Source organism: Tardiphaga sp. 42S5 (assembly GCF_034044155.1).
Classification (GTDB): Bacteria; Pseudomonadota; Alphaproteobacteria; order Rhizobiales; family Xanthobacteraceae; genus Tardiphaga; species Tardiphaga robiniae.
The window spans coordinates 4,225,746-4,245,712 of the sequence record NZ_CP139027.1 but is presented as its reverse complement, the minus strand read 5'-3'; the positions used below and the strand labels follow the sequence as shown (position 1 = coordinate 4,245,712).

Annotated in this window: 19 protein-coding genes; 4 read left to right on the top strand and 15 right to left on the bottom strand. The window is 61.3% G+C overall.

Translation table 11 applies throughout. The features are described 5' to 3' along the window. Window positions 1-84: 84 nt before the first annotated feature. The 8 genes from SFY93_RS19740 to SFY93_RS19705 all read right to left on the bottom strand — a co-directional run bounded on the left by SFY93_RS19740 (window position 85) and on the right by SFY93_RS19705 (window position 6,996). Complete coding sequence (locus SFY93_RS19740) at window positions 85-1,179, bottom strand: response regulator (protein WP_089264104.1); 1,095 nt, start codon at window positions 1,177-1,179, stop codon at window positions 85-87. Further along, on the bottom strand, window positions 1,176-1,616 hold the full coding sequence (locus SFY93_RS19735; RefSeq protein ID WP_089264105.1) for a response regulator: 441 nt from the start codon (window positions 1,614-1,616) through the stop codon (window positions 1,176-1,178). The genes SFY93_RS19740 and SFY93_RS19735 overlap by 4 nt, the downstream gene beginning before the upstream one ends. Further along, a complete protein-coding gene (locus tag SFY93_RS19730; RefSeq protein ID WP_320444280.1) occupies window positions 1,613-3,136 on the bottom strand; it encodes a sensor histidine kinase in 1,524 nt (507 codons plus the stop codon). The genes SFY93_RS19735 and SFY93_RS19730 overlap by 4 nt, the downstream gene beginning before the upstream one ends. Window positions 3,137-3,252: 116 nt before the next feature. After that, window positions 3,253-4,605 carry an acetyl-CoA carboxylase biotin carboxylase subunit gene (gene accC / locus SFY93_RS19725; RefSeq protein ID WP_320444279.1) on the bottom strand — a complete coding sequence of 451 codons (1,353 nt, stop codon included), beginning with the start codon at window positions 4,603-4,605 and terminating at the stop codon, window positions 3,253-3,255. Between the two features lie 30 nt (window positions 4,606-4,635). After that, window positions 4,636-5,130, bottom strand: a complete 495-nt coding sequence (gene accB, locus SFY93_RS19720; RefSeq protein WP_089264108.1) for an acetyl-CoA carboxylase biotin carboxyl carrier protein — start codon at window positions 5,128-5,130, stop codon at window positions 4,636-4,638. Window positions 5,131-5,181: 51 nt separating this feature from the next. Beyond that, window positions 5,182-5,649: a type II 3-dehydroquinate dehydratase gene (aroQ, locus tag SFY93_RS19715; protein ID WP_093758393.1), complete on the bottom strand. Its 468-nt coding sequence runs from the start codon at window positions 5,647-5,649 to the stop codon at window positions 5,182-5,184. 289 nt (window positions 5,650-5,938) lie between these two features. Beyond that, complete coding sequence (locus tag SFY93_RS19710) at window positions 5,939-6,676, bottom strand: DUF1236 domain-containing protein (protein ID WP_120289362.1); 738 nt, start codon at window positions 6,674-6,676, stop codon at window positions 5,939-5,941. Between the two features lie 113 nt (window positions 6,677-6,789). After that, the gene (locus SFY93_RS19705; protein WP_089264111.1) at window positions 6,790-6,996 is read right to left on the bottom strand and encodes a DUF6894 family protein; all 207 of its coding nucleotides are present in this window, start codon (window positions 6,994-6,996) and stop codon (window positions 6,790-6,792) included. 134 nt (window positions 6,997-7,130) lie between these two features. Here SFY93_RS19705 and SFY93_RS19700 point away from each other — a divergent pair, with 134 nt between their 5' ends. Continuing rightward, a complete protein-coding gene (locus SFY93_RS19700) occupies window positions 7,131-7,298 on the top strand; it encodes a hypothetical protein (protein WP_175368882.1) in 168 nt (55 codons plus the stop codon). A gap of 141 nt (window positions 7,299-7,439) precedes the next feature. Beyond that, entirely contained in the window at window positions 7,440-9,464 is a 2,025-nt protein-coding gene (locus SFY93_RS19695; protein ID WP_320444278.1) for a pyrroloquinoline quinone-dependent dehydrogenase, read from the top strand. A gap of 1 nt (window position 9,465) precedes the next feature. Here SFY93_RS19695 and SFY93_RS19690 read toward each other — a convergent pair whose 3' ends face one another. From SFY93_RS19690 to SFY93_RS19680, 3 genes are all read right to left on the bottom strand, one after another. Next, the gene (locus SFY93_RS19690) at window positions 9,466-10,374 is read right to left on the bottom strand and encodes a cation diffusion facilitator family transporter (protein WP_089264113.1); all 909 of its coding nucleotides are present in this window, start codon (window positions 10,372-10,374) and stop codon (window positions 9,466-9,468) included. A gap of 197 nt (window positions 10,375-10,571) precedes the next feature. Continuing rightward, entirely contained in the window at window positions 10,572-11,354 is a 783-nt protein-coding gene (locus tag SFY93_RS19685) for a DsbA family protein (RefSeq protein WP_093758397.1), read from the bottom strand. 133 nt (window positions 11,355-11,487) lie between these two features. Then, window positions 11,488-12,747: a GGDEF domain-containing protein gene (locus SFY93_RS19680; RefSeq protein WP_320444277.1), complete on the bottom strand. Its 1,260-nt coding sequence runs from the start codon at window positions 12,745-12,747 to the stop codon at window positions 11,488-11,490. Between the two features lie 305 nt (window positions 12,748-13,052). Here SFY93_RS19680 and SFY93_RS19675 point away from each other — a divergent pair, with 305 nt between their 5' ends. Both SFY93_RS19675 and SFY93_RS19670 read left to right on the top strand, forming a co-directional pair. Continuing rightward, a complete protein-coding gene (locus SFY93_RS19675; RefSeq protein ID WP_320444276.1) occupies window positions 13,053-14,066 on the top strand; it encodes an adenylate/guanylate cyclase domain-containing protein in 1,014 nt (337 codons plus the stop codon). 111 nt (window positions 14,067-14,177) lie between these two features. Next, window positions 14,178-15,305, top strand: a complete 1,128-nt coding sequence (locus SFY93_RS19670; RefSeq protein ID WP_320444275.1) for a patatin-like phospholipase family protein — start codon at window positions 14,178-14,180, stop codon at window positions 15,303-15,305. Window positions 15,306-15,545: 240 nt separating this feature from the next. Here the strand turns inward: SFY93_RS19670 and SFY93_RS19665 are convergent, their stop codons facing one another. From SFY93_RS19665 to SFY93_RS19650, 4 genes are all read right to left on the bottom strand, one after another. Continuing rightward, window positions 15,546-16,805, bottom strand: a complete 1,260-nt coding sequence (locus SFY93_RS19665) for an ATP-binding protein (protein ID WP_320444274.1) — start codon at window positions 16,803-16,805, stop codon at window positions 15,546-15,548. Continuing rightward, window positions 16,802-17,527: a response regulator gene (locus SFY93_RS19660; RefSeq protein ID WP_089264118.1), complete on the bottom strand. Its 726-nt coding sequence runs from the start codon at window positions 17,525-17,527 to the stop codon at window positions 16,802-16,804. Before SFY93_RS19660 ends, SFY93_RS19665 begins: the two co-directional genes overlap by 4 nt. A 105-nt stretch (window positions 17,528-17,632) precedes the next feature. Next, complete coding sequence (locus tag SFY93_RS19655) at window positions 17,633-18,481, bottom strand: DUF3313 family protein (protein WP_320444273.1); 849 nt, start codon at window positions 18,479-18,481, stop codon at window positions 17,633-17,635. 114 nt (window positions 18,482-18,595) lie between these two features. Then, window positions 18,596-19,888, bottom strand: a complete 1,293-nt coding sequence (locus SFY93_RS19650) for a PepSY-associated TM helix domain-containing protein (RefSeq protein ID WP_320444272.1) — start codon at window positions 19,886-19,888, stop codon at window positions 18,596-18,598. Window positions 19,889-19,967 lie beyond the last annotated feature (79 nt).

The following is a 19,967-nucleotide window of genomic DNA, read 5'->3' as shown; positions in this document are numbered from 1 at the left end:
GCGATGGAACCGCGCAAGGCGAACGGGCGCGGCATATTTGTGCAGGTTGGGGGTGTTTAAGGCGCGGCCGCAGCGCAGGCAGGCCTAGCCCGCCGCACTCACAGGCGGCTTGGCCGCGGGCTTGGTGACGGCACAGAACCGCAGCACGATGCGGGTGCCGGTATGGTCGGGATCCCGCTCGACGGAAGCTTCGAGCTTGCTGGCCATGGCATTGACGATGCGCTGGCCCATGCCGGTGGAGCGCGGGTCGACTTTCACGTTGAGGCCGACGCCATCGTCAGTGATCGACAGTTCGAGCTGGTCGCCCTGCGCGGTGAGCACGACATGGATCGGGCCGGCGCCGTCGGGATAGGCGTATTTGACGGCGTTCATCACCAGCTCGTTGACGATGATGCCGATGGCCACGGCGCGGTCCGGGTCGATCTCGACGGACTCAGCTTTCAGCGTCAGGCGCGACATCCGGTTGCCCTCGGCCGAGCGACGGAGATCTTCCAGCAGGGCTTCCAGATACTGATTGAGCAGCACGCTGTTGAGGTCGTGCGAGGTGTACAGCCGGCGATGGACCTGCGCCACGGCGGCGACACGGCCCATGGCATTGGTCAGCGCCACCTTGACGTGATCTTCGCTGGTTGAGTTGGCCTGCAGATGCAGCAGCGAGGCGATGATCTGCAGCGAATTGCCGACACGGTGATTGACCTCGCGCAGCAGCACTTCGCGCTCGGCCGCGAGGGCCGCATAGCGGTCGCGTGACGCGTGGACTTCGGCTTCGGCGTCGTCGCGTGCCTTTGATATCAGGGCCTGTTTAATGGCGGTCGTGCAGGCGACATGCAGCAGCGGCAGGAAGTCGCCCTGGGTGTCCTTCACCAGATAGTCGGCGGCACCTGCCTTGAGGGCGGTGACGGCGATCTTGCTGTCCTGCGACGCCGTGACGAACACCACCGGGGGCGGCGAGGGCAGCTTCTGGATCTGCTCCAGCGTTTCCAACCCGTCGAGGCCCGGCATGTATTGATCGAGCGCGATGACGTCGATGCCACCCTGCTTGATCCGTTCGATCCCGGCTTCGCCATTGTCGCAATGCTCGACGCCAAAGCCCTGCCGCGTCAGGCCGCGCGACACCAGCCGCGCAAGACCTGCGTCGTCATCGATATACAGCAGCGTAGGCGTCGTGGCAGATGTCATGTGGACGCTTGCGGAACCTGAATGACGGAGAAAAACAGACCGAGTTGGCGGATCGCGTTGGCGAAGCTCTCGTAGTTCACGGGCTTGGTGATGTAGACGTTACAGCCCAATTCGTAGCAGCGTTTGATTTCCTGCGCGTCGTCGGTGGTGGTGAGGACCACGACGGGCGCGCATTTGAGAAATTCGTTCTCTTTGACACGCTTCAGGATATCGATCCCGGTCATGTCGGGCAGGTTGAGGTCGAGCAGAATCAGCAGGGCTTCGCCCTTGTGATCGAGGCCAGTGCTATCTTTGCCGAACAGATAGTTGACGGCGTCTGTACCGTTGGTGAACGGGATGATCTCATTATTGACACCCGAGCGCCTGATATTGCGTTCGATCAGACGGGCGTGCCCCTCGTCATCTTCGATCATAATGATGGTAACTGGCTTACTCATGTTTGTTTATCCCGGTTATGCCCCGTCCATCTGGCCGGCAGCGTGACGGTGAAGTTGCTGCCGTTGCCGATTTCCGATGACACCGACATGGTGCCGCCCATTCGTCGCACCAAAGCGCGCACATGGGCCAATCCGATGCCCTGGCCGGGCTTGTCCTGTGTACCCGCACGGCGGAAAAGATCAAAGATACGCTGATGATCCCGGGGATCGATGCCGCGGCCGTTGTCGATGATCTCGAAGATCGCAAAGCCCATCTTGGTGCGGCCCTTGACGAGAATGTCGCCAGGGACGCCGGGCTTCAGATATTTCAACGCATTGTCGATCAGGTTGCCGAAGATCTGTTCCATTGCGAGACGATCGCTCTCGATGTCAGGCAATGGCTCGATGCGGATCTGGGTTTCGGTCTCGGCTGCCTGATGCGCTACGGTGGAAGCGATGCCTTCGATGAGTTCGCGAGTGTCGATCTTCACCGGCTTGAACTCCCGCCGGCCCTCGCGGGTCAGATTGAGAATAGCGCTGATCAAGCGGTCCATCTTCCCGATCGACGATTTGATGAAGCCGAGCGCTTCGGTGAAATCGGCGGAGAGTTGCTTGTCCTGCTCGGGCAGCGCCGGCTCCGGCAATTCGCCGTTCACATCGGGCACGACGGGGTCTGCATTGGCGAGCGTTGCGATGCGCCTGAAGATATCGCCGCGCAGCTCCTCGAGCTCGCTGGTGAAGCCCATGATGTTGACCAGCGGCGAGCGCAGGTCGTGGCTGACGATATAGGAGAAGCGCTGCAGCTCGTCGTTGGCCTCGCGCAAGTCGGCGGTGCGCTCCTCAACGGCGGCTTCGAGGTCGACGTTGCTGTCGCGCAACTTGGCCTCCGCCTCATCGCGGGCGTTTGACGAGCGGCGCACGAGGAAGATCGACAGCGCCGCCAAGAGCACCACCAGGCCGGAGCCGGCCACGGTGACCCACGAGGCCCATTGCTGGCTCTGGTCGGCCGTCCGGGTGCGTTCGACGAACAGGCGGCCTTCTTCGGCGCGCATCGCGCGGGTGATATCGGCGATGTCCTGAACGGCCTGATTGGCGCCGCCGCGACGCAGGATGTCGATGCTCGACTGGATGTCGTTGTTCTTGATGCGGTCGATCCCCCTGGCGAATTCCGCCAGTCGCTGCTCGACGGCTGCACGCAGTTTGACCGTGTTGGCGACCTGGGCCGGATTGTCGTTGGCGAGGGCCACCAGTCTGTCGACGGCCGGCAGGATCGCGGCCGCCGAGGTTTCGTATTCGGAAAGGAATTGTGGACCGCTGGACAGCAGATAGGCGCGGGTCGCGCTTTCGGTCCGGCGGATTTCCAGCAGCAGGTTCGATATCTGGTTCTGGACTTCGACGGTGTGGACCACCCACCTGGAATCGTCACGTGCCTGGTTCACCAGGATAACGGAGGCCGCGCTGACGGCGGCAAGCACCAGCAATCCCGCCAAGAGCAGCAGGATTTGCCATAGCGCTCGCCTGCGGGCGGCGTCAGCGGTCACGTAATACTCGCTTGGATTGCAGGCTGAACTTCAATATGGCCCCCGCCGCCGGACGTCTCCCGGCAGCACAAAAAACGCGGATCGAGGCGATTGGTTCCAGACTGATCCCAAATGTTTCAGGTCTTGGGAGGCTTGCCCGCGAGATACTGTTCCAGCCAGTGGATGTGGTAGTCGCCCTCGATAATATCGCTTTCCCGGGCCAAGGCCCGGAACAGCGGCAGGGTCGTCTCGACGCCGTCCACCACGATCTCGTCCAGGGCCCGCCGGAGTCGCATCAGGCATTCCGGTCGGTTCTTGCCGTGGACAATCAGCTTGCCCACCAGCGAGTCGTAATAAGGCGGGATCTTGTAACCCTGATAGACCGCGGAATCGATGCGGACGCCGAGGCCGCCTGGGGCGTGATACTGGGTGATCGTGCCGGGCGAGGGCCGGAAGGTTTCCGGGTTCTCGGCATTGATACGGCACTCGATGGAATGCCCGATGATATTGACCTCTTCCTGGGTGCAAGGCAGGTCGCCGCCGGCGGCAATGCGGATCTGCTCCAGCACGAGATCGATGTCGGTAATCATCTCGGTGACGGGATGCTCGACCTGGATGCGGGTGTTCATTTCAATGAAATAGAACTCGCCGTCCTCGTAGAGGAATTCGATGGTGCCGACGCCGAGATACTGCATGTCCTGCATCGCCTTGGCGCAGATGCCGCCGATCCTGGCACGCGCTTCCGGTGACAGGATAGGCGAGGGGCCTTCCTCCCAGACCTTCTGGTGCCGGCGCTGCAGTGAGCAATCGCGTTCGCCAAGATGCAGCGCGCCGCCGCGGCCATCGCCCAGCACCTGGATTTCGATGTGGCGCGGCTTGGTCAGATACTTTTCGAGATAGACCGACGCGTCGCCGAACGCAGCCTTGGCCTCGTTCGAGGCAGTGGACAGCGCCATCAGCAGATCGGCTTCGGTCTGCGCGACCTTCATACCACGGCCGCCGCCGCCGGCGGCTGCCTTGACGAGGACCGGGAAGCCGATCTCGCGGGCGATGGCTATGGCATCGTCCTCGGGGCCGACGCCGCCGTCGGAGCCGGGCACCACGGGAATGCCAAGCCGCTTGGCGGTCTTCTTGGCTTCGATCTTGTCGCCCATCAGGCGGATGTGTTCGGCCTTGGGGCCAATGAACTTCAGATTATGGTCGGCGAGGATCTCGGCGAAGCGCGCATTCTCGGACAGGAAGCCGTAACCGGGATGCACCGCATCTGCGCCGGTGATTTCACAGGCGGCGAGCAGCGACGGGATGTTGAGGTAGCTGTCTTTCGACGCCGGCGGGCCGATGCACACGCTCTCGTCGGCGAGGCGCACATGCATGGCGTCGGCGTCCGCTGTTGAATGCACGGCCACGGTCGCGATGCCGAGCTCCTTGCAGGCCCGCAGGATGCGCAATGCGATCTCGCCGCGGTTGGCGATCAGGATTTTCTCGAACATGGCGTTCCGAAGTCAGAGGACGTTGTGGTGTTACTCGATGATGACCAGCGCTTCGCCGTATTCGACCGGCGAGCCGTCTTCGATCAGGATCTGCGTCACGGTACCGGCCCGCGGTGCCGGGATCTGGTTCATGGTCTTCATCGCCTCGATGATGACCAGCGTCTGTCCGGCTGCAACCTTGGCGCCGACTTCGATGAAGGCCGGCTTGCCGGGCTCCGGGGCACGGTAGACGGTGCCGACCATCGGGGAGGGCACAGCGCCGGGATGCTTGGTCATGTCGGCGGCGGCCGGCGCGGCAGCAGCTGCGGCGACAGGCGCGGGTGCAGCAGCCGGTGCGGGCGCATAAGCCGGCACAGCGGCAGCAACGCTGATGTTACGCGCGACGCGCACGCGCAGACCGGCGCGCTCGACCTCGATCTCGGTGAGATTGGTTTCATCCAGCAGCAGCGCCAGTTCGCGGATCATGCCGCTATCGTTGCTGGCTTTCGGCGTTGCGGTCTGTGTGTCGTCAGGCTTGCGGGCCATGGGCAATCCAATGTCTGAAGTGAAAGACGAATAATGAGCGGAGCGGGCGCGTCACGCGATGGCGTTGGCACCGATTTTTGCAGCGAGGCCGCTGATGGCAAGGCGATAGCCCTCGATGCCGAAGCCGCAGAGGCTGGCAAAGGCTGCCTTGGCGATGAAGGAATGGTGGCGGAAGCTTTCGCGGGTGTAGACGTTGCTGACATGCACTTCCACGGTGGGAATGCGCACACCGACGATGGCGTCATGCAGGGCGATCGAGGTGTGCGAATAAGCGCCGCCATTGATCACGATGCCGGCCACGTGTTTCTCGCGGGCCTGATGGATATAGCCGATGAGCTCGCTCTCGCTATTGGACTGCCGGCAATCTGCGGTCAGGCCATATTGAGCGGCCGTCGTCACGCACAACTTCTCGACATCGGCCAGAGTTGCATGCCCATAGGTGTCCGGCTCGCGGATTCCCAGCAGGTTGAGGTTGGGGCCGTTGAGCACGTAGATGGTGTTGGTCGTGGTATTGGCCATCGGACATCCCGGGCAATAGCAATGGGCGCGGGTGGGCGCCGGTCTGCGGGGGGTTATAGGTAACCTGACTGCAGAGGGGAAGCCTCTAGACCCCCGGTTCCCCCAGCCAAATACCTCACCCAATTCATAAAAAGCCCGATGGAACCTGTGGAAAATGCTTATTAACCAAAGTTAAAGCCGCTGGCGCCATTCCGGCAATCTGCCGGCTCACGACAGGGGCGGAGCGTCCCGGATAGCAAACGGGCGGACCCTTTCGAGCCCGCCCGGGTGTCACATCAGATGCGCCGCCTTAGGCGTCGATGACTGCGACGATCTCGAGTGTTCGCGGGTTCACGACGATGATCTCGTTGCGCACCAGGAAGAACTCATAGCCGCGCCAATCCGGATAGACGGTGATGATCTCAGCCGGAAGCGGGTGGAAGCGGACCTCGCGCGGCACACGGGTGCCGACCGAGATCGAGAAGTTCACATTGGTCACCGGCTGGATATTTTGCTGCTTGATGACCGTGGTGACCTTGGTGCGCTGCTCGGTGGTCAGCTTGGCGCCCGCGCCGGCCTGACCGGTGGTCGTGGTCGACTTGGTCTCCGTCGATGTCGACTTGGTGTCGGCACCTGACTTGGAGTCGGTCGACTTGGAATCGGCCTTCATGTCCTTGCCGGCTTTTCCGCTGTCACGGGTCGAGTCAGTCGTACGCTTGTCGTCACGCTGCATCTTGTCGTCGGACTGCGTCGACTTCACCGCCGGCTTCTGCTCGGACTTGTTGGTGGTGTCGGTCGCTTCGTCCTTGTTGACTGGTGCGTTGCGTTCGGCCGGCGCAGCACGATCAGCAGCCGCGCCGCCTGCGGGCGCGCTCGTTGCGCCGCTACGTGCAGCACCGCCCGCCGGCGCCTCACGGGTCATTCCGGCACCTCCGGCGCCACCACCCGACGTTGCAGCTCCTGCGCCGCCGGGATTTTGCGCGCTAGCCAAACCCGAACCTGCAATCAGTGCAGCGGCGGCGACGCTCATCAATAAACGGTTGTTCATCTTGGTTCTCCTCGCGATGCATTGCCCGCCGTACAACGGCATTGGCGGAGGGATGTTCCTGAGAAAGTGTAGTTCCATTGCTTTTGTTATGCTTGAGTATACGTCACGCCGCGTCAGGGCTTGATCTTCGTCTTGTAGACTTCATCGCCGTTGTCATCGATGACGACGACCTTCCGGTCACAGTCGCCTGCGATATCAACTGCGATTTGATGAGCAATATTCTTGGCGACATCCCTGGCTTGTGTGTCGTCGCTACAATCCAGACCTACGGGGTCCTCAAGCCGGAAACCATCGACAATCTCGAAATGATATTTTGGCATTGCTCTTTCTCCTCCTCCATAAAGGGCAATCCACCACCGTTGGGGATGTTCCTAAGTCGGAAATGGAATGACGACGGTCTCCGCCGGAACCAAATGGCAGCACGTGCATTGCACCATCGAATAAGGAAAATGCGATGCCAGCCTTTGTGGAGATGATCGTTCAGAAGATAGCGGAAGCGGCGCCGATCGAGAATTCGGTGTCCGATTTTGTCGCCGGCGTCCTGGAAAATACGGCAAACAAGCTATCGCACTTTGAGCAGCGCCCGGATGACGGCGAGACGACAATCGAGGACATCGCGTAACTATCGCTGTAATATTGATCGAGTTTCAAAGAGGCCGGCTGTTACGCAGCCGGCCTCTTTACTATGCGTTCGACATGGACAGGGCGGGCTCAACGACTAACATCAGGTCATGTCAGTCGGGATCTGCGGAGCTGTGCTTCGATGAGGAATTGGATTGGAGGAATCCTGGCGCTGGTAGTCTTGTCGGCTGTGCCCGCGCTCGGATGGGAGCATTGGGGCGGCGACCCTGGTGGCTCTCGCTTTGTGCCGCTTGAGCAGATCACCTCCGACAATGTCAGCCGCCTGATCGAGGCTTGGCGCTTCCAGACTGGCGATCTCCTGCGTCGCACACCTGCGCAGATGGCGCGCACCAAGTTCGAGGCGACGCCGCTCCTGGTTGAAGACAGCCTCGTCTTCTGTACGCCATTCAACGAGGTGATTGCACTCGATCCTGCTAGCGGTCGGCAGAAGTGGCGTTTCGATGCGCGGGTCGCAGCGGATGTGCGTCCGGCCAATCGATGGGTGTGCCGCGGCGTCGCCTATTGGCGTGACGATCGCGCAGCATCTGGCGCGACCTGTCGCAGCCGCATCTTCATGGGTACCAACGATGCCCGTGTCATTGCGCTGGATGCCGCGACCGGACTGCCATGTGCCGACTTCGGCGCGCAGGGTGAGGTCAAGCTCGACCCGGGAATGCCGCTTGATGGTCCCGGTGAATTTCAGATCACATCGCCGCCGGTGGTGGGGCGCGACGTCGTCGTGGTCGGTTCTGCACTCGCCGACAATCGGCGTGTGAGCGCGCCCAAGGGGACCGTCCGCGCGTTCGATGTGCGAAGCGGCGCGCCGCGATGGTCGTGGGATCCGCTAGTCCATGACGGTATCGAAGCCGGCCACGCCAATGTCTGGGCGCCGATGTCGGTGGATGACGAACGCGGATTGCTGTTCTTGCCGACGTCGTCACCCAGTCCGGATTTCTGGGGCGGCAAGCGGCCCGGTAACAATGCGCACGCCAATTCGGTTGTTGCGCTGAAGATCGACACGGGTGAACTGGTCTGGTCGTTCCAGACCGTGCATCACGATGTCTGGGACTACGACGTGCCGGCGCAGCCGACGCTGGCCCGTATCGATCTGGCAAGCGGTCCGCGCGACGTCGTGATCCAGGCGACCAAGCAGGGCTTTCTGTTCGTGCTGGATCGCAGCAGCGGCACGCCGATCTGGCCGGTGGAGGAGAGGGCCGTTCCGCAAGGCGGCGTCGAGGGCGAAGCGCTGTCGCCGACGCAGCCGTTTCCGACGCATCTTCCGACACTGGTGCCGCAGCGGGTAACGCCGGATGAGGCGTTCGGTGTGACATTCTGGGATCGCGGCAAGTGCCGGGATGAACTGGCCAGTGGACGCAACGAAGGCCTCTATACGCCACCTGCGACGGGGGCCGGCACCTTGCTGTTTCCGATGACCGGTGGCGGCGTCAACTGGGGCGGTGTTGCCTTCGATCCTGTCCGGCAGGTGCTCTATGCCAATACGAGCCGCGCCGTGCATCGGGTGACGTTGATCACACGCGCCGAGGCGCAGAACTACAGGCCGCCGGCCGGTGTCGATTTCGGCGCGCAGCGCGGCGCGCCTTTTGCCATGACGCGGGCGCTTGTAACGTCGCCGCTCGGCATGCCCTGCAACAAGCCGCCATGGGGCGCGATGGTTGCGGTAGACCTCAAGGCGGGGAAAGTGCTGTGGGAGTCGAAGGTCGGCACCACCGAGGATATCGCGCCACTGGGGCTCGCACTGGCCACCGGCATGCCACTGGTCAATGGTCTGCTGCCGACGCGCGGCGGCGTGATCTTCACCGGCGCCGTGGATGCCTACCTGCGTGCGTATGATGCGAAGACCGGCGCTGAACTCTGGCAGGGGCGACTACCGGTGCCGGGCGTCGCCAATCCCATGACTTACGTCATCGGCGGAGAGCAGTATGTGGTCATCGCCGCCGGCGGGCATTCGGAAGTCGGCACTTCGATCGGCGACAGCGTTGTGGCGTTTCGTCTTGCGCGCGACGGAGAGGCGCCGTCGCTGCGCTCGCTTTATATCGATCGTCCTGGCGGCCGGCTTCGCGCCGGCGCGATCGTGCTGGGCGTGGTGCTCGTCCTGTTTCTTGCCTTTGTTCTAGCCTGGCGTGTTCGGCGCAAAGCGCGGGCGTAACTTACACCCAGCGCTTGTCGGCGGTGAAATCGACTGTCAGCCAATAGCCGGGGCTGAGACCGCCCATAGCCAAAGCGATCTCCGCGCGTATCGCGTCGAGTTCGGCGAAGGTCTTGCTGATCTCGCCGGACGGTGCCACCAGCCCGATCTCGATGAATTGCTGACGGCCGGAGCGCATCACATGCGAGCTGCAGTCGCTGAAGCCATGCTTGTGCGCGATCGATTGCGCGAGCTCGCGAACCTCCTCGTCGAGATCGCTCGGTGCGACCTGCAGGATGTCACGCCCGGCATTCCAGATCGTCGAGAGCGGAAACGGCAGCAGGCAGATCGCAACCACCAGCAGGATCAGCGGATCGACCAGCGGCGCATAGGCCGCTGCAGGAGTCTTCGCCATCACCGCTCCGAGCAGGAAGCTGATGCAGACCGCCAGACTGAGTACACCGCCCATCAGCCAGGCACGGGCATCGATGTCGAGCAGTTGCGAGCCGTGTTCGCCGGCCGAGCGGCGGATATAGATGCTCATGCCGAAGCTGATGGCACCCGCCACCGCGGCGAAGATCGCGCCGGGGCCGAATTCGATGGCGCGACCGCCGGTGATCAGCCCGTTAAGGCCGTCGATGAAGGCATAGGCGCAAGCGAAGCTGAGCACCGTGCCGTTGATCAGCGCGAGGATTGGTTCAAGGTGCCAGTAGCCATACTGGAAGCGGTCGTCTTCGCCTCTGCTGATCAGTCTTGCGGTCAGCAATGCAACGCCGGTCATGGCTGCGTCGATCAACGTGTAAAAACCGTCGAAGGCGATGGCGCGCGAACTGATGGCGAGCCCGAAAGCGATGCTGGCAAATGAAATGAGAAGCGTGACGTAAATCGAAATCTTCAGGAGCCGCTGCTCCTGTTTGGTATCGGTCAACATTGGGAACTTAGGCGGGGTGTCCGCTGCATCCTTTTACCGTTGGGGATAGGTTACCCTATCACAGATGGCGTTCAGCCGCTTTGACCGCTACCGCAAGATAAATAAAAAACCGGCTGCGATGCAGCCGGTTTGTCATATTTCCGAGATGTTCGTGTCGGCGCGGGCGACGGTATGAATCACTCTGCCGGAGTCTGGATTTACGAACAGAGCGCCTTGCCGCAGCGGGCCTGGTTGATCTTCTCCTTCAGCGCGTCTGCGCCGACGGCACCGATGATCACCTGCTTGCCGATGACGTAGCTCGGCGTGCCGTTCATGCCCATGGATTCCGCGAGCTTGAAGTTCTCTTCGATGGTCGCGCGCACTTCCGGGCTCGCCATGTCCTTTTCCAGTCTGGCGACGTCGAGACCTGCTTCCTTGGCCGCTGCCAAGGCGCGGGCCTTGTCGGCCTGACCGCGGCCGCTCAACAGCTTCTGGTGGAAGTCGAGATACTTCTTGCCGGTCGGGTCCTGCATGCGCACGGCGACAGCAACCTGGGCGGCTTCAACCGAGCCGGGCCCGAGCACCGGGAATTCCTTCAGCACGACCTTGAGCTTCGGATCGTTCTTCATGATGCCGACCATGTCGTCCATGGCGCGCTTGCAGTAGCCGCAATTGTAATCAAAGAACTCGACGAAGGTGACGTCGCCATCCTTGTTGCCGACGACGACGCCGCGTGGCGAGTTGAAGATGGTGTTTGCGTTCGCGGCGATCGCAGCCTGGTGCTTCTCGGCTTCAGCCTGCGCCTGACGCTTGGTCAGCTCGGCCGAGACCTCTTCGAGAATTTCCGGATGAGTGATCAGGTAGTCCTTGATGATCTTCTGGATCTCGCCGCGCTGGGCGTCATTGAACGTCTGCGCCGATGCGACCGCGGGCGCGCCACACAGCGCGAGGGCCAAAGCCAGGGCCGGGCCGGCGGAGGCGAGAAAACGGAACGAAGGCATGGGCAAATTATCCTTTGGAAAAGGCCGAGTCAGAAAGCCACGTGTCATTCGGGAAGCTGCTTAGCATTTTGAGGGCGAAATACGCGTTATTTGTGAAGGCGGTCACGCGCAATTCATCATGGCGCCGCAGGTCTCAGAAGCCGGGATGGTGGTGATCCGGCCCGGTCATTGCAGTGAGGGCATGCGGTGCCGGCAAGGGAGCGCTTCCGATCTCGTCATCGAAGATCGGTGCCAGCGGTGGTGCGGGCTCATAGAGCACGACCCGGTTCTTGCCGCTGTGTTTGGCCTGATACAGGGCGTGATCGGCAGCCGCCATCAATCGCTCTGGGGAGGCGATGAGGTCGGGGGACCACTGCGCGACGCCGATGGAGGCGGATAGAGTCCTCACTGTGTGTCCGGCATTGCCAAATTGTCGCGGGCAGGCCGCCAGCACGCGCCGCGCGATCTCGCCTGCCTGCTGCAGGTCGGTGTCGGGCAACACGATGCAGAACTCGTCGCCGCCGCATCGGGCCAGCGTATCGCCGGGGCGCAACTGATCTTGCGCCGCTTGGGCGAATTGCTTCAGGCAGTCGTCGCCGGCGCTGTGACCGAAGCCATCATTGACCGCCTTGAAGCCGTCGAGGTCGATCGCCAGCAGTGCGTATGGGCGTGCGGTCCGCCGCGCCATCGCACATTCCTCGTCCATCCGCTGCAACAGGCGGCGGCGATTGCCAGCGCCGGTCAGATCGTCGATCAGCGCCAGTTCGGCTGCGTCGCCGCGCAGGCGGTCGATCGCCATCATCAGCAGTCCGTAATTCCATGTCATGGCGAGGAATGCCGCCACCAGCATGAAGCCGGCCTGTACCGTATCGACCGTCACCATGGTCGTCTCGCTGCCGCCCAGATGAAGCAGCGCGGCGATCGCGCGGCAGGCAAAAGCAACAAGCAGGAGAATCGAGAGGTAGCCGGCCATCCGTGCGCCGTGATTGCTGCGCCGATGATCACGCGACAGTAGCAGCGGTAGCGTCAGCGCCACGGGAACGCCCTGGCTCAGCGAGTAGACGACAACGCGCATCGCATATTCGTCGATGACCAGTCTGAAGAACAGGAATCCGGCGAGGCTCGCGGAAATTACCAGGGCGGTGGCGATCCAGGATGTAGGCCTGTCGTAAAAGCGACGGATGCCGACCTCTGACAGACAGAAAGCGAGAACTGTCATCTGCGCGGCGAACAGCAGGCCGACGGGATTGGGAAACAGCAGGCCGAGAGCAGGGCCGATCGACGCGCTCAGTGAAGCGGCGCTCCAGTAGCGGGCCGGGACGAAGTTCGGATAGCAGCGTGCGACATAGGCCCAGACGAGACCTGACGACAGGAAGTTGGCGAGCGTGAACCAGAAGATGGTCGTCGTGCTCATTGCCGCCGGTCCCACGTGCGTGTGACGCCGCTGTGTGCGGTTTCGTGATCCGATGGCTGCATTGGTCTCCCCGCCGGACGCGATGAGCGCATCCATTTTCACTAAATGCGCGAGTTCCGTTAACGGAACCTGACCGCTGGCGGCTAGAAGCTTGGGGTGGTTGTAAAAGGATGAAGATCATATCGGCGTGGACGGCAGCGCTCGGTGAGGCGCCGCTGGCGGGCAACCTTTGCCATCGGTCCGTGTCAGCCCTCCCTTGGACGATTTGATATACCCTCCCGTCGGCTGTGCCGGTGGGAGGGACCATGAACGCCAGGCTTGAACGGAAACTGAGGGTCCTCACGACGATTATAGCCGCTGGCGGCGCCGCCGGCGTGGCGTTCAGTGCCACCCACGATCTGCCCATTCTGCCCGGGCTCGTCATCGGATTGGTGATCAGCACGGTTCTGGGCGGCTTCGAAATCATGGTGGCCGATGGTCCGATCCGGATCTGGCTGAGCGATCGCTCGTTCACCGCCAACCTCCTGATTAAGAGCGCGTTCTACGCCGTCGTGATTTTGGCCGTGCAATGGTTTCGGCTTGCGGATGTGCTGATCGGGCGGACGGTCGAGATCGCGGAGGATACGTTCTGGTCCAGCCTGGTCTATTCGGTCGTCGTCTCCATCGTCGTCAATCTGGCTTTGGCAATCACCAATCTCGTCGGCGGACGCGCGTTGTTGAACTTCTTCACCGGGCGCTATCACACGCCGGTCGAGGAAGAGCGTTTCGTCCTGTTCGTGGATATCGCGGGCTCGACCAGCCTGGCCGAGCAACTTGGTGGCGTCGGTATCCACCGTTTCCTCGATCGGACCTTTCGCCTGCTATCGCTCTCGGTCGTCGATTATCGTGGCGAGGTGCTCGCCTATGTCGGCGACGAGATGATCGTAACCTGGACGAAGCGGGACGGTGCGGTCGATTGCCGTCCGTTGCGCTGCTTCATGGCCATGCGCGACGAACTGGCGCGCATGGCGGGGCAGTTTGAGCGCGAGTTTGGCACGGCGCCCCGCATTCGCGGCAGCCTGCATTTTGGGCCGGTGATCATTGGCGAAATCGGCGACGTCAAACGTGCGATCGTCTTCAATGGCGACGTCATGAACACCGCCTCGCGGCTGGAAGAGCTCAGTCGTGGTGTAGAGGGCGGCTTTGTCGCATCGAAGGCGGCGATGGATTGCTTTGCCTCGACTCCGCCATTCACGATCAGCGCACTCGGTCATCTTCCCATTCGTGGACGCGTGGATGGAATTGTCGCATTCGGTTTGCAGCCGCCGCACGAAACATAATGAAATAAACGCGCAAACAAATGGCAAATCAACCGTGCAAGAGTTTCCGGACATGGAAACCTGCATGCCCCAGTATTCAAGATTCACTTCGATCATTACAGAGCTCGCGTGATGCCTCGCGCGACGCTTTCCATTATTTGCACAGCGCTGCTGCTGTCGGCCTGTACGTCGCTGCCGCGCGCGCCGCTGATCGCAAGCGCGCGCGCGACGATCCCGCAGATTCCGTTGGCCAGGATATCGCCCGACGAAGGCTATCGCATCTTCGCGGGATCGCGGCGCGGTGCCGCACCGCTCACCATCCTTGCTCTGTCCGGCGGCGGCGCTGACGGCTCCTATGGCGCAGGATTCCTGAAAGGCTGGTCCGATTCCGGGCTGCGCCCCGAATTCGATATCGTCACCGGCTCCAGCGTCGGCGCCCTGATTGCACCATTCGCGTTTCTCGGCCCGAGCTATGACGGCCGTCTCGAAGCGATCTTCACCAGCGGCGCTACTGAAAATCTGATGCGTATCGCGGGAATCAACGCCGTTGTTGGATCGGGCGTCTTCAAGGCGGGGCCGATGAAAGACCTCATCTCAAAATATGCCGATGATCGGATCATCGATGCGGTCGGCGCACGGTATCGCAAGGGCAAGATGCTTATCGTGGCCACCACGAACCTCGACACCCAAGGGACGACGCTCTGGAATATGGGGGAGATCGCGAGCAGCGATAGTCCTGGCCGCTATGAATTATTCCGGAATGTTCTCGCTGCGTCGGCCGCTATCCCCGGGATTTTCCCGCCAGCCTTGATCGCCGTCGAGTCCGGCGGAAACATGTATTCCGAGATGCATGTCGATGGTGGCGTGACGTCGAATATTCTGGCTGTGCCGGAAAGCGTGTTGACGGCCCATGCCGGATCGCTGGCTACGAAGTCTCGGGTCTTCGTGATCGTTAACGGCAAGCTGTCGCCCGACGCCTCCTATACATCGGATCTGACGCTTCCGATCGTGGCGCGCTCGTTTCAGACTTCGGTGAAGGCCAATACGCGCAATGCGATGATCGCGACATACGATTTCTGCAAACGCAACAACTGGGATTTCAAAGCAACGGCCATCGACGCGGGCAAGCTTACCACGAGCGATCCAACCAATTTCGATACCGATTATATGAAAGAGCTCTATGCCTACGGTCGCGCCAAGGGCGGTTCGGCCAGTGGATTTCAATCCAACCTGGAAGGGTTGAGGGGGCAGGGTAGCTAGATGTGTCGCATCGCTCCAACTGCGTCTTTGGAACGCTCCCGAATACGGATATCCGTTCGGCGCCTCTGGTCTCGCACAAAAGACATCGCGTTCCTGAGCGTGGAGGTTGCGTATTATCCGTTGCTCGTCTTCGGGATCGCGATGATCTTGTGGTCCGGCTGAACAGGCGCTGTTTGCGAAGGATTATTCTCCAGTGATCGTCTGCAGCGGCGCCGTGTGGTCGCATAGCGAGCGCGTCGTTCAGGCTGCGACCGATGATACGTTCGCGATATCGATCTCAATGGAAAGCGTCTGCCTTAACCCCTGAGGTTGCCGGTTCTCGATCTCGAGCGTGCCTCCCTGTCGTTCGACAATTTCCTTGGCGATGGCCAGGCCGAGCCCGGCGCCGGGGATTGACTGGCGGCGGGCCGGATCGGCGCGAAAGAACGGTTCGAAGGCACTTGCCAGGAATTGTTCGGGAATGCCGGGACCGTTGTCATCGATCAGGACGACAGCGCGGCGGTCGTGAACGCGCAGGCTTACGATGGCGCCGCCGCCATGGGTCGCAGCATTGATGATGAGATTGCGTAGGGCGCGCTTGAGTGCGAGCGGTGAGATCTTGACGCTGCTGTGATCGAGTCCGGCAATTGTCACCCGCATCTTGATCAGGGTGAGTTCGGCACAAACGTCCCCGACGAGTTCGTCGAGTCTGACGTGTTCGGTGCCTTTTCCGACGGTCTCTTCCCGAACCAGCTGGATGGCGCTGTCGGCAATGTGATCCATTTCATCGAGGTCATGCAGCCACTCCTCACGCTCTCGTTCGTTGAGAAATTCGGCGCGCAGACGCATGCGTGTCATGGGTGTCCGCAAATCGTGCCCTGCGGCAGCCACAAGTCTGATCTTGCTGTCCATCGCTTTTTTTAGACTTGCGCCCATCATGTTCAGTGCCTGAGCGGTTGCCTTGATTTCGATAGACCCTTCTTCTTTGAGCACGGGCAGCACGCCGTCCTTGCCAACGGACATCGCCATGCTCTGCAGCAATTTGAGCTGGTTCGTCGTCTGATGGGCGACCGTAAGAGCAACCCCGATGACGCCAACCGTGATCAGTACCATCCAGCCGGCGAGGCCCCACCACACTTCAGGAGGCGGCGCGTGCTCGCGTATGGGCCAGCTCAGCCAGCCGGGGCCCATCTTGATGGACGCCCATCGTTGGCCATCCGGCGTTTGCTTGACGAAAATGTCGAAATTGGCTTGCGATTTTTGAAATGCTTCCTGCAGAAGCTTGGTCGGCGCTTCCAGAAGCTTTCCCTCGATGGGCGCCGGCTGAAGATGAAAGACTGCATCGTTTCCGCGAAAGGTGATGCTGTTGGAAAATGCAGCGACGCGAGACGTCAATCCGTCACGAAAATCCTTTTCGACCAGCCCGAGTATCATTTGCGACATCACGGCGCTGGCCAGGATCACCACACAAAGGACCGAGCCCACGAGCATCAAGGAAAATCGAATGCGTATGGAGTTCATGTGTCTGCGCCAATGGTTTCAACGCGTGCCGAGAAAATGTAGCCGCCGTTACGCACGGTTTTGATCAACTGGAAATCATCATTGTCGCCAAGCTTCTTGCGCAACCGGCTCATCAACACGTCGATCGAGCGATCGAATACGTCGTCGGAGCTGCGGTTCGTCAGTTCGATCAACTGATCACGCGAGAGCAGGCGACCCGGCCGTCTGACGAGCACCAGCAGGAGTTCAAATTCGGCTGTTGTGAGATCGAACGGCTGCCCGTTTTCGTCCAGCAACTGCCGCGCGCCGGGATGGAGTTTAAATCTGCCGAAGTGATGTTCGAGCACCTGGGAGAGCTGGATGTCCTGCGTCACCTTGCGACGAAGCACCGCGCGGATGCGGGCGAGCAATTCGCGCGGATTGAACGGCTTGCCGAGATAGTCGTCCGCGCCGATTTCGAGGCCGATGATCCGGTCGACATCCTCCTTCAGCGCCGTCAACAGGATGACGGGTATCTCGGAGCCCTCCCGCCGAAGATCGCGGCAGATATCGAGCCCCGACCCATCGGGGAGCAGGACATCGAGAACGATCAGGCTGACCTCGTTGGTCTGCAGCGCTTCCTTCATCGTTCGCTGGTCGGAGGCGATGGATACGCGGTAGCCTTGTTCGGTCAGATAGCGTCCCAGCAATTTTCGTATGGCAAGATCGTCATCGACGATGAGGATGTGAGACATGGTCTGCATTGGGCGGCATCCGGCTCCAGGCGGTTGTTCTTTCAACGTGACTGCTAATGTCGTAGCATAGCTGTCTTGGGCGGAGGGACGGTAATCACTGTCATGCATGTCCGGTCATTCCGTCACCGGCATCGCATCGTCGTTCCACTCGGGAGGTGCTCCCATTTTCCCGCCGATGAAGGCGGAAACGCCGGTGCGCCCGAAGGCGTCACAGGCAGCGTATTTAGGCTTCCCCCCAAAGGCCGAATTCACGCGCTGTAGACTGGGCGTGGACAGCTTCTTGTCGAACGGATTTTCACCGGTAATGAGGAGCTTGCTGAAATCTGCGCCGAACTCGCCCGCCAGATCGTAGGCATCGCCGGATGCCGCAACGCGCGGCGTGCTCGTCAACATGTCGGCATCGCGGGCCCAGACGAATGCCGCTTTCTGCTGGCCTTGTACGTCGCGGGCTTCCGCCTCGACCGACAGGCCGCCCATGCCGTACGGGATTCGGGGCACGACGATGGGAAAGCCTGCACTGATGAACATAGGTGCGGCAGAGGCAACCTTGGCGGCCCCAGCGACATTCGGATCGGTGACGGTCACACGCGTCACGGTGACATGCACCGTCAGGTCGGCGGGTTGCCCGGATGGGACCACATTGAAGCGGTCGCTCAGTCCGATACAGACGGAACGGTCGACAGCATTCGCGATGACGCGACGTTGCTTGTCGGTGAGGGCGGCTCGAGATGCGGCATGAGAGAATGACGTGGGTATGATGCTGACACTCCTGGCCGCCAGGACACCGGCCTTGTCGACGCGCATCTTGGACTTGGTAGTGATGCCGTCGGCCGGCGCGAGGTCGTTATACGAGGCGAGAGACCCTGATGTCTCCAGCTGCGCCGTGGCGCATCCAGCGACAGATGCTGTCAGAGCGTGCAGGCATATCAGTTTCAATACGTGGTTGATGGCGTTCGCGCGCATAGAGATGTCCCCAAACAGTCAGGGACACTGCGTACGGAGACAAATTGTCAGCCACATTGCGAAAGATTACGGATCAGCCGCCATTTGTTTCAGAACATTGCAGCGGGGGCTCCGTTAGCGCCCTGATCGGATCTTCGCGGCAGTGATGCCGTCGGATTGGGGTCGCTCCGTCGCTCCTCGGCCAGGTTGTGACCTCAACTCACGGGTCTTCATAACCTGGTGTTTCATCTTCGCCTGCCGAACCTGGCGTTTCTTCCACCAGATATACAGGCCGGTATAGGCGCTGATGGCCAGCACGAGCCCGATGATCGCGACGAAGATGCGATAGAGCAGGCCGAAGACTTTTGCCATATGTAACGACTGCAGCCAGCGGCTCACCGTGTCGCCCGAATATTCGCCGGTGGGAATGCGCGTGCCGAGCAGGGCGCCGCTGCGAGCATCGATGAACACGCCGGTCTGGCCGCGATCGTTCTGCACATCGCGAGAGGTGTTGGCGTAGTAGACGAAAGCGTCGAAGCCGCGATTGTAGAATAGCTGGCTGCGGAAATTGACGGTGAAACCTTCCTTTGCCGCCACCTCGTCCATGGTCCGCGCGGCGATGCGATAGGCCTCCTGCCACGCAAGCATCGGCTTGCTCACATCCGCCTTCCGGCGCTCCGGCGCCTTCCTGAATTCGAGGAAAGTGGACATCACGGGCGTATACACCTCTTGCCGCAGATTGAGCATCACGCTCGACCACGCAAACAGGAACAGCACGCCCCATAGCCACAGGCCGGAGGCGCGATGGATGTCGTAATGCAGGCGATAAGTGCTAGCATTGCGCTTGATCAGCCAAGCCGGCAGCCAGCGCCGCCAGAATGGCGAAATTCGCGGAAATGTCGACACGATGCCGAACATGCAATTCACCGTCCACACCAGCGCCACGATGCCGAACAACCATTCGCCGTAAGGCTTCGGTAGCGCCAGCGCATAATGGAGGCGGTAGATGAAGCCGATCAGCGTGGTGCGGTCGAACGGCGTCGCGCCATATTTGCGAATGCCGAGCAGGCGTCCGTCATAGGGATCAAAAAACGCCTGATCTGCATCGACGAGCTTCGGATCACTGCGCGTGAGGTTGAAGCGGACTGAACGATCGGCCTCGCGCAGAAACGGAAAGCCGAAGATCTGATAGCCCGGCAGCGCCGCGACGGCCCGTGCATGTAGCTCGAACGGATCCAGCATGACAGCGGGCTTCCCCTGCGCATCGTCGCGCGGCCGCACCACATATTGCTCTGGGTTGACGAGGGCCTCGAGCTCCTTCTCAAAGGCAAGCAGGCTCCCGGTCACGCCGGCGATGATGAGAAAGACCGCTGTGAACAGTCCCGTCCATTTGTGGATGAAGATCGAGAACGGGATCATGTGCGTCATGCCTGCGGCCGCACGCGGGCCGGGCCTTGAAGCGGTCTGGTCCTGCGTGCGTCGTTCGTCATACCTGTCACGTTCCTCG

Coding starts and splice junctions, on each gene's coding strand:
- SFY93_RS19735 (WP_089264105.1), bottom strand. CDS start 1,616: ATGAGTAAGCCAGTTACCATCATTATGATCGAAGATGACGAGGGGCAC.
- SFY93_RS19710 (WP_120289362.1), bottom strand. CDS start 6,676: ATGAACAACCGTTTATTGATGAGCGTCGCCGCCGCTGCACTGATTGCA.
- SFY93_RS19740 (WP_089264104.1), bottom strand. CDS start 1,179: ATGACATCTGCCACGACGCCTACGCTGCTGTATATCGATGACGACGCA.
- accC (WP_320444279.1), bottom strand. CDS start 4,605: ATGTTCGAGAAAATCCTGATCGCCAACCGCGGCGAGATCGCATTGCGC.
- SFY93_RS19690 (WP_089264113.1), bottom strand. CDS start 10,374: ATGTTGACCGATACCAAACAGGAGCAGCGGCTCCTGAAGATTTCGATT.
- SFY93_RS19680 (WP_320444277.1), bottom strand. CDS start 12,747: ATGAGCACGACGACCATCTTCTGGTTCACGCTCGCCAACTTCCTGTCG.
- SFY93_RS19650 (WP_320444272.1), bottom strand. CDS start 19,888: ATGACGCACATGATCCCGTTCTCGATCTTCATCCACAAATGGACGGGA.
- SFY93_RS19660 (WP_089264118.1), bottom strand. CDS start 17,527: ATGCAGACCATGTCTCACATCCTCATCGTCGATGACGATCTTGCCATA.
- SFY93_RS19665 (WP_320444274.1), bottom strand. CDS start 16,805: ATGAACTCCATACGCATTCGATTTTCCTTGATGCTCGTGGGCTCGGTC.
- SFY93_RS19705 (WP_089264111.1), bottom strand. CDS start 6,996: ATGCCAAAATATCATTTCGAGATTGTCGATGGTTTCCGGCTTGAGGAC.
- SFY93_RS19655 (WP_320444273.1), bottom strand. CDS start 18,481: ATGCGCGCGAACGCCATCAACCACGTATTGAAACTGATATGCCTGCAC.
- SFY93_RS19685 (WP_093758397.1), bottom strand. CDS start 11,354: ATGCCTTCGTTCCGTTTTCTCGCCTCCGCCGGCCCGGCCCTGGCTTTG.
- accB (WP_089264108.1), bottom strand. CDS start 5,130: ATGGCCCGCAAGCCTGACGACACACAGACCGCAACGCCGAAAGCCAGC.
- SFY93_RS19700 (WP_175368882.1), top strand. CDS start 7,131: ATGCCAGCCTTTGTGGAGATGATCGTTCAGAAGATAGCGGAAGCGGCG.
- SFY93_RS19670 (WP_320444275.1), top strand. CDS start 14,178: ATGCCTCGCGCGACGCTTTCCATTATTTGCACAGCGCTGCTGCTGTCG.
- SFY93_RS19675 (WP_320444276.1), top strand. CDS start 13,053: ATGAACGCCAGGCTTGAACGGAAACTGAGGGTCCTCACGACGATTATA.
- SFY93_RS19695 (WP_320444278.1), top strand. CDS start 7,440: ATGAGGAATTGGATTGGAGGAATCCTGGCGCTGGTAGTCTTGTCGGCT.
- aroQ (WP_093758393.1), bottom strand. CDS start 5,649: ATGGCCAATACCACGACCAACACCATCTACGTGCTCAACGGCCCCAAC.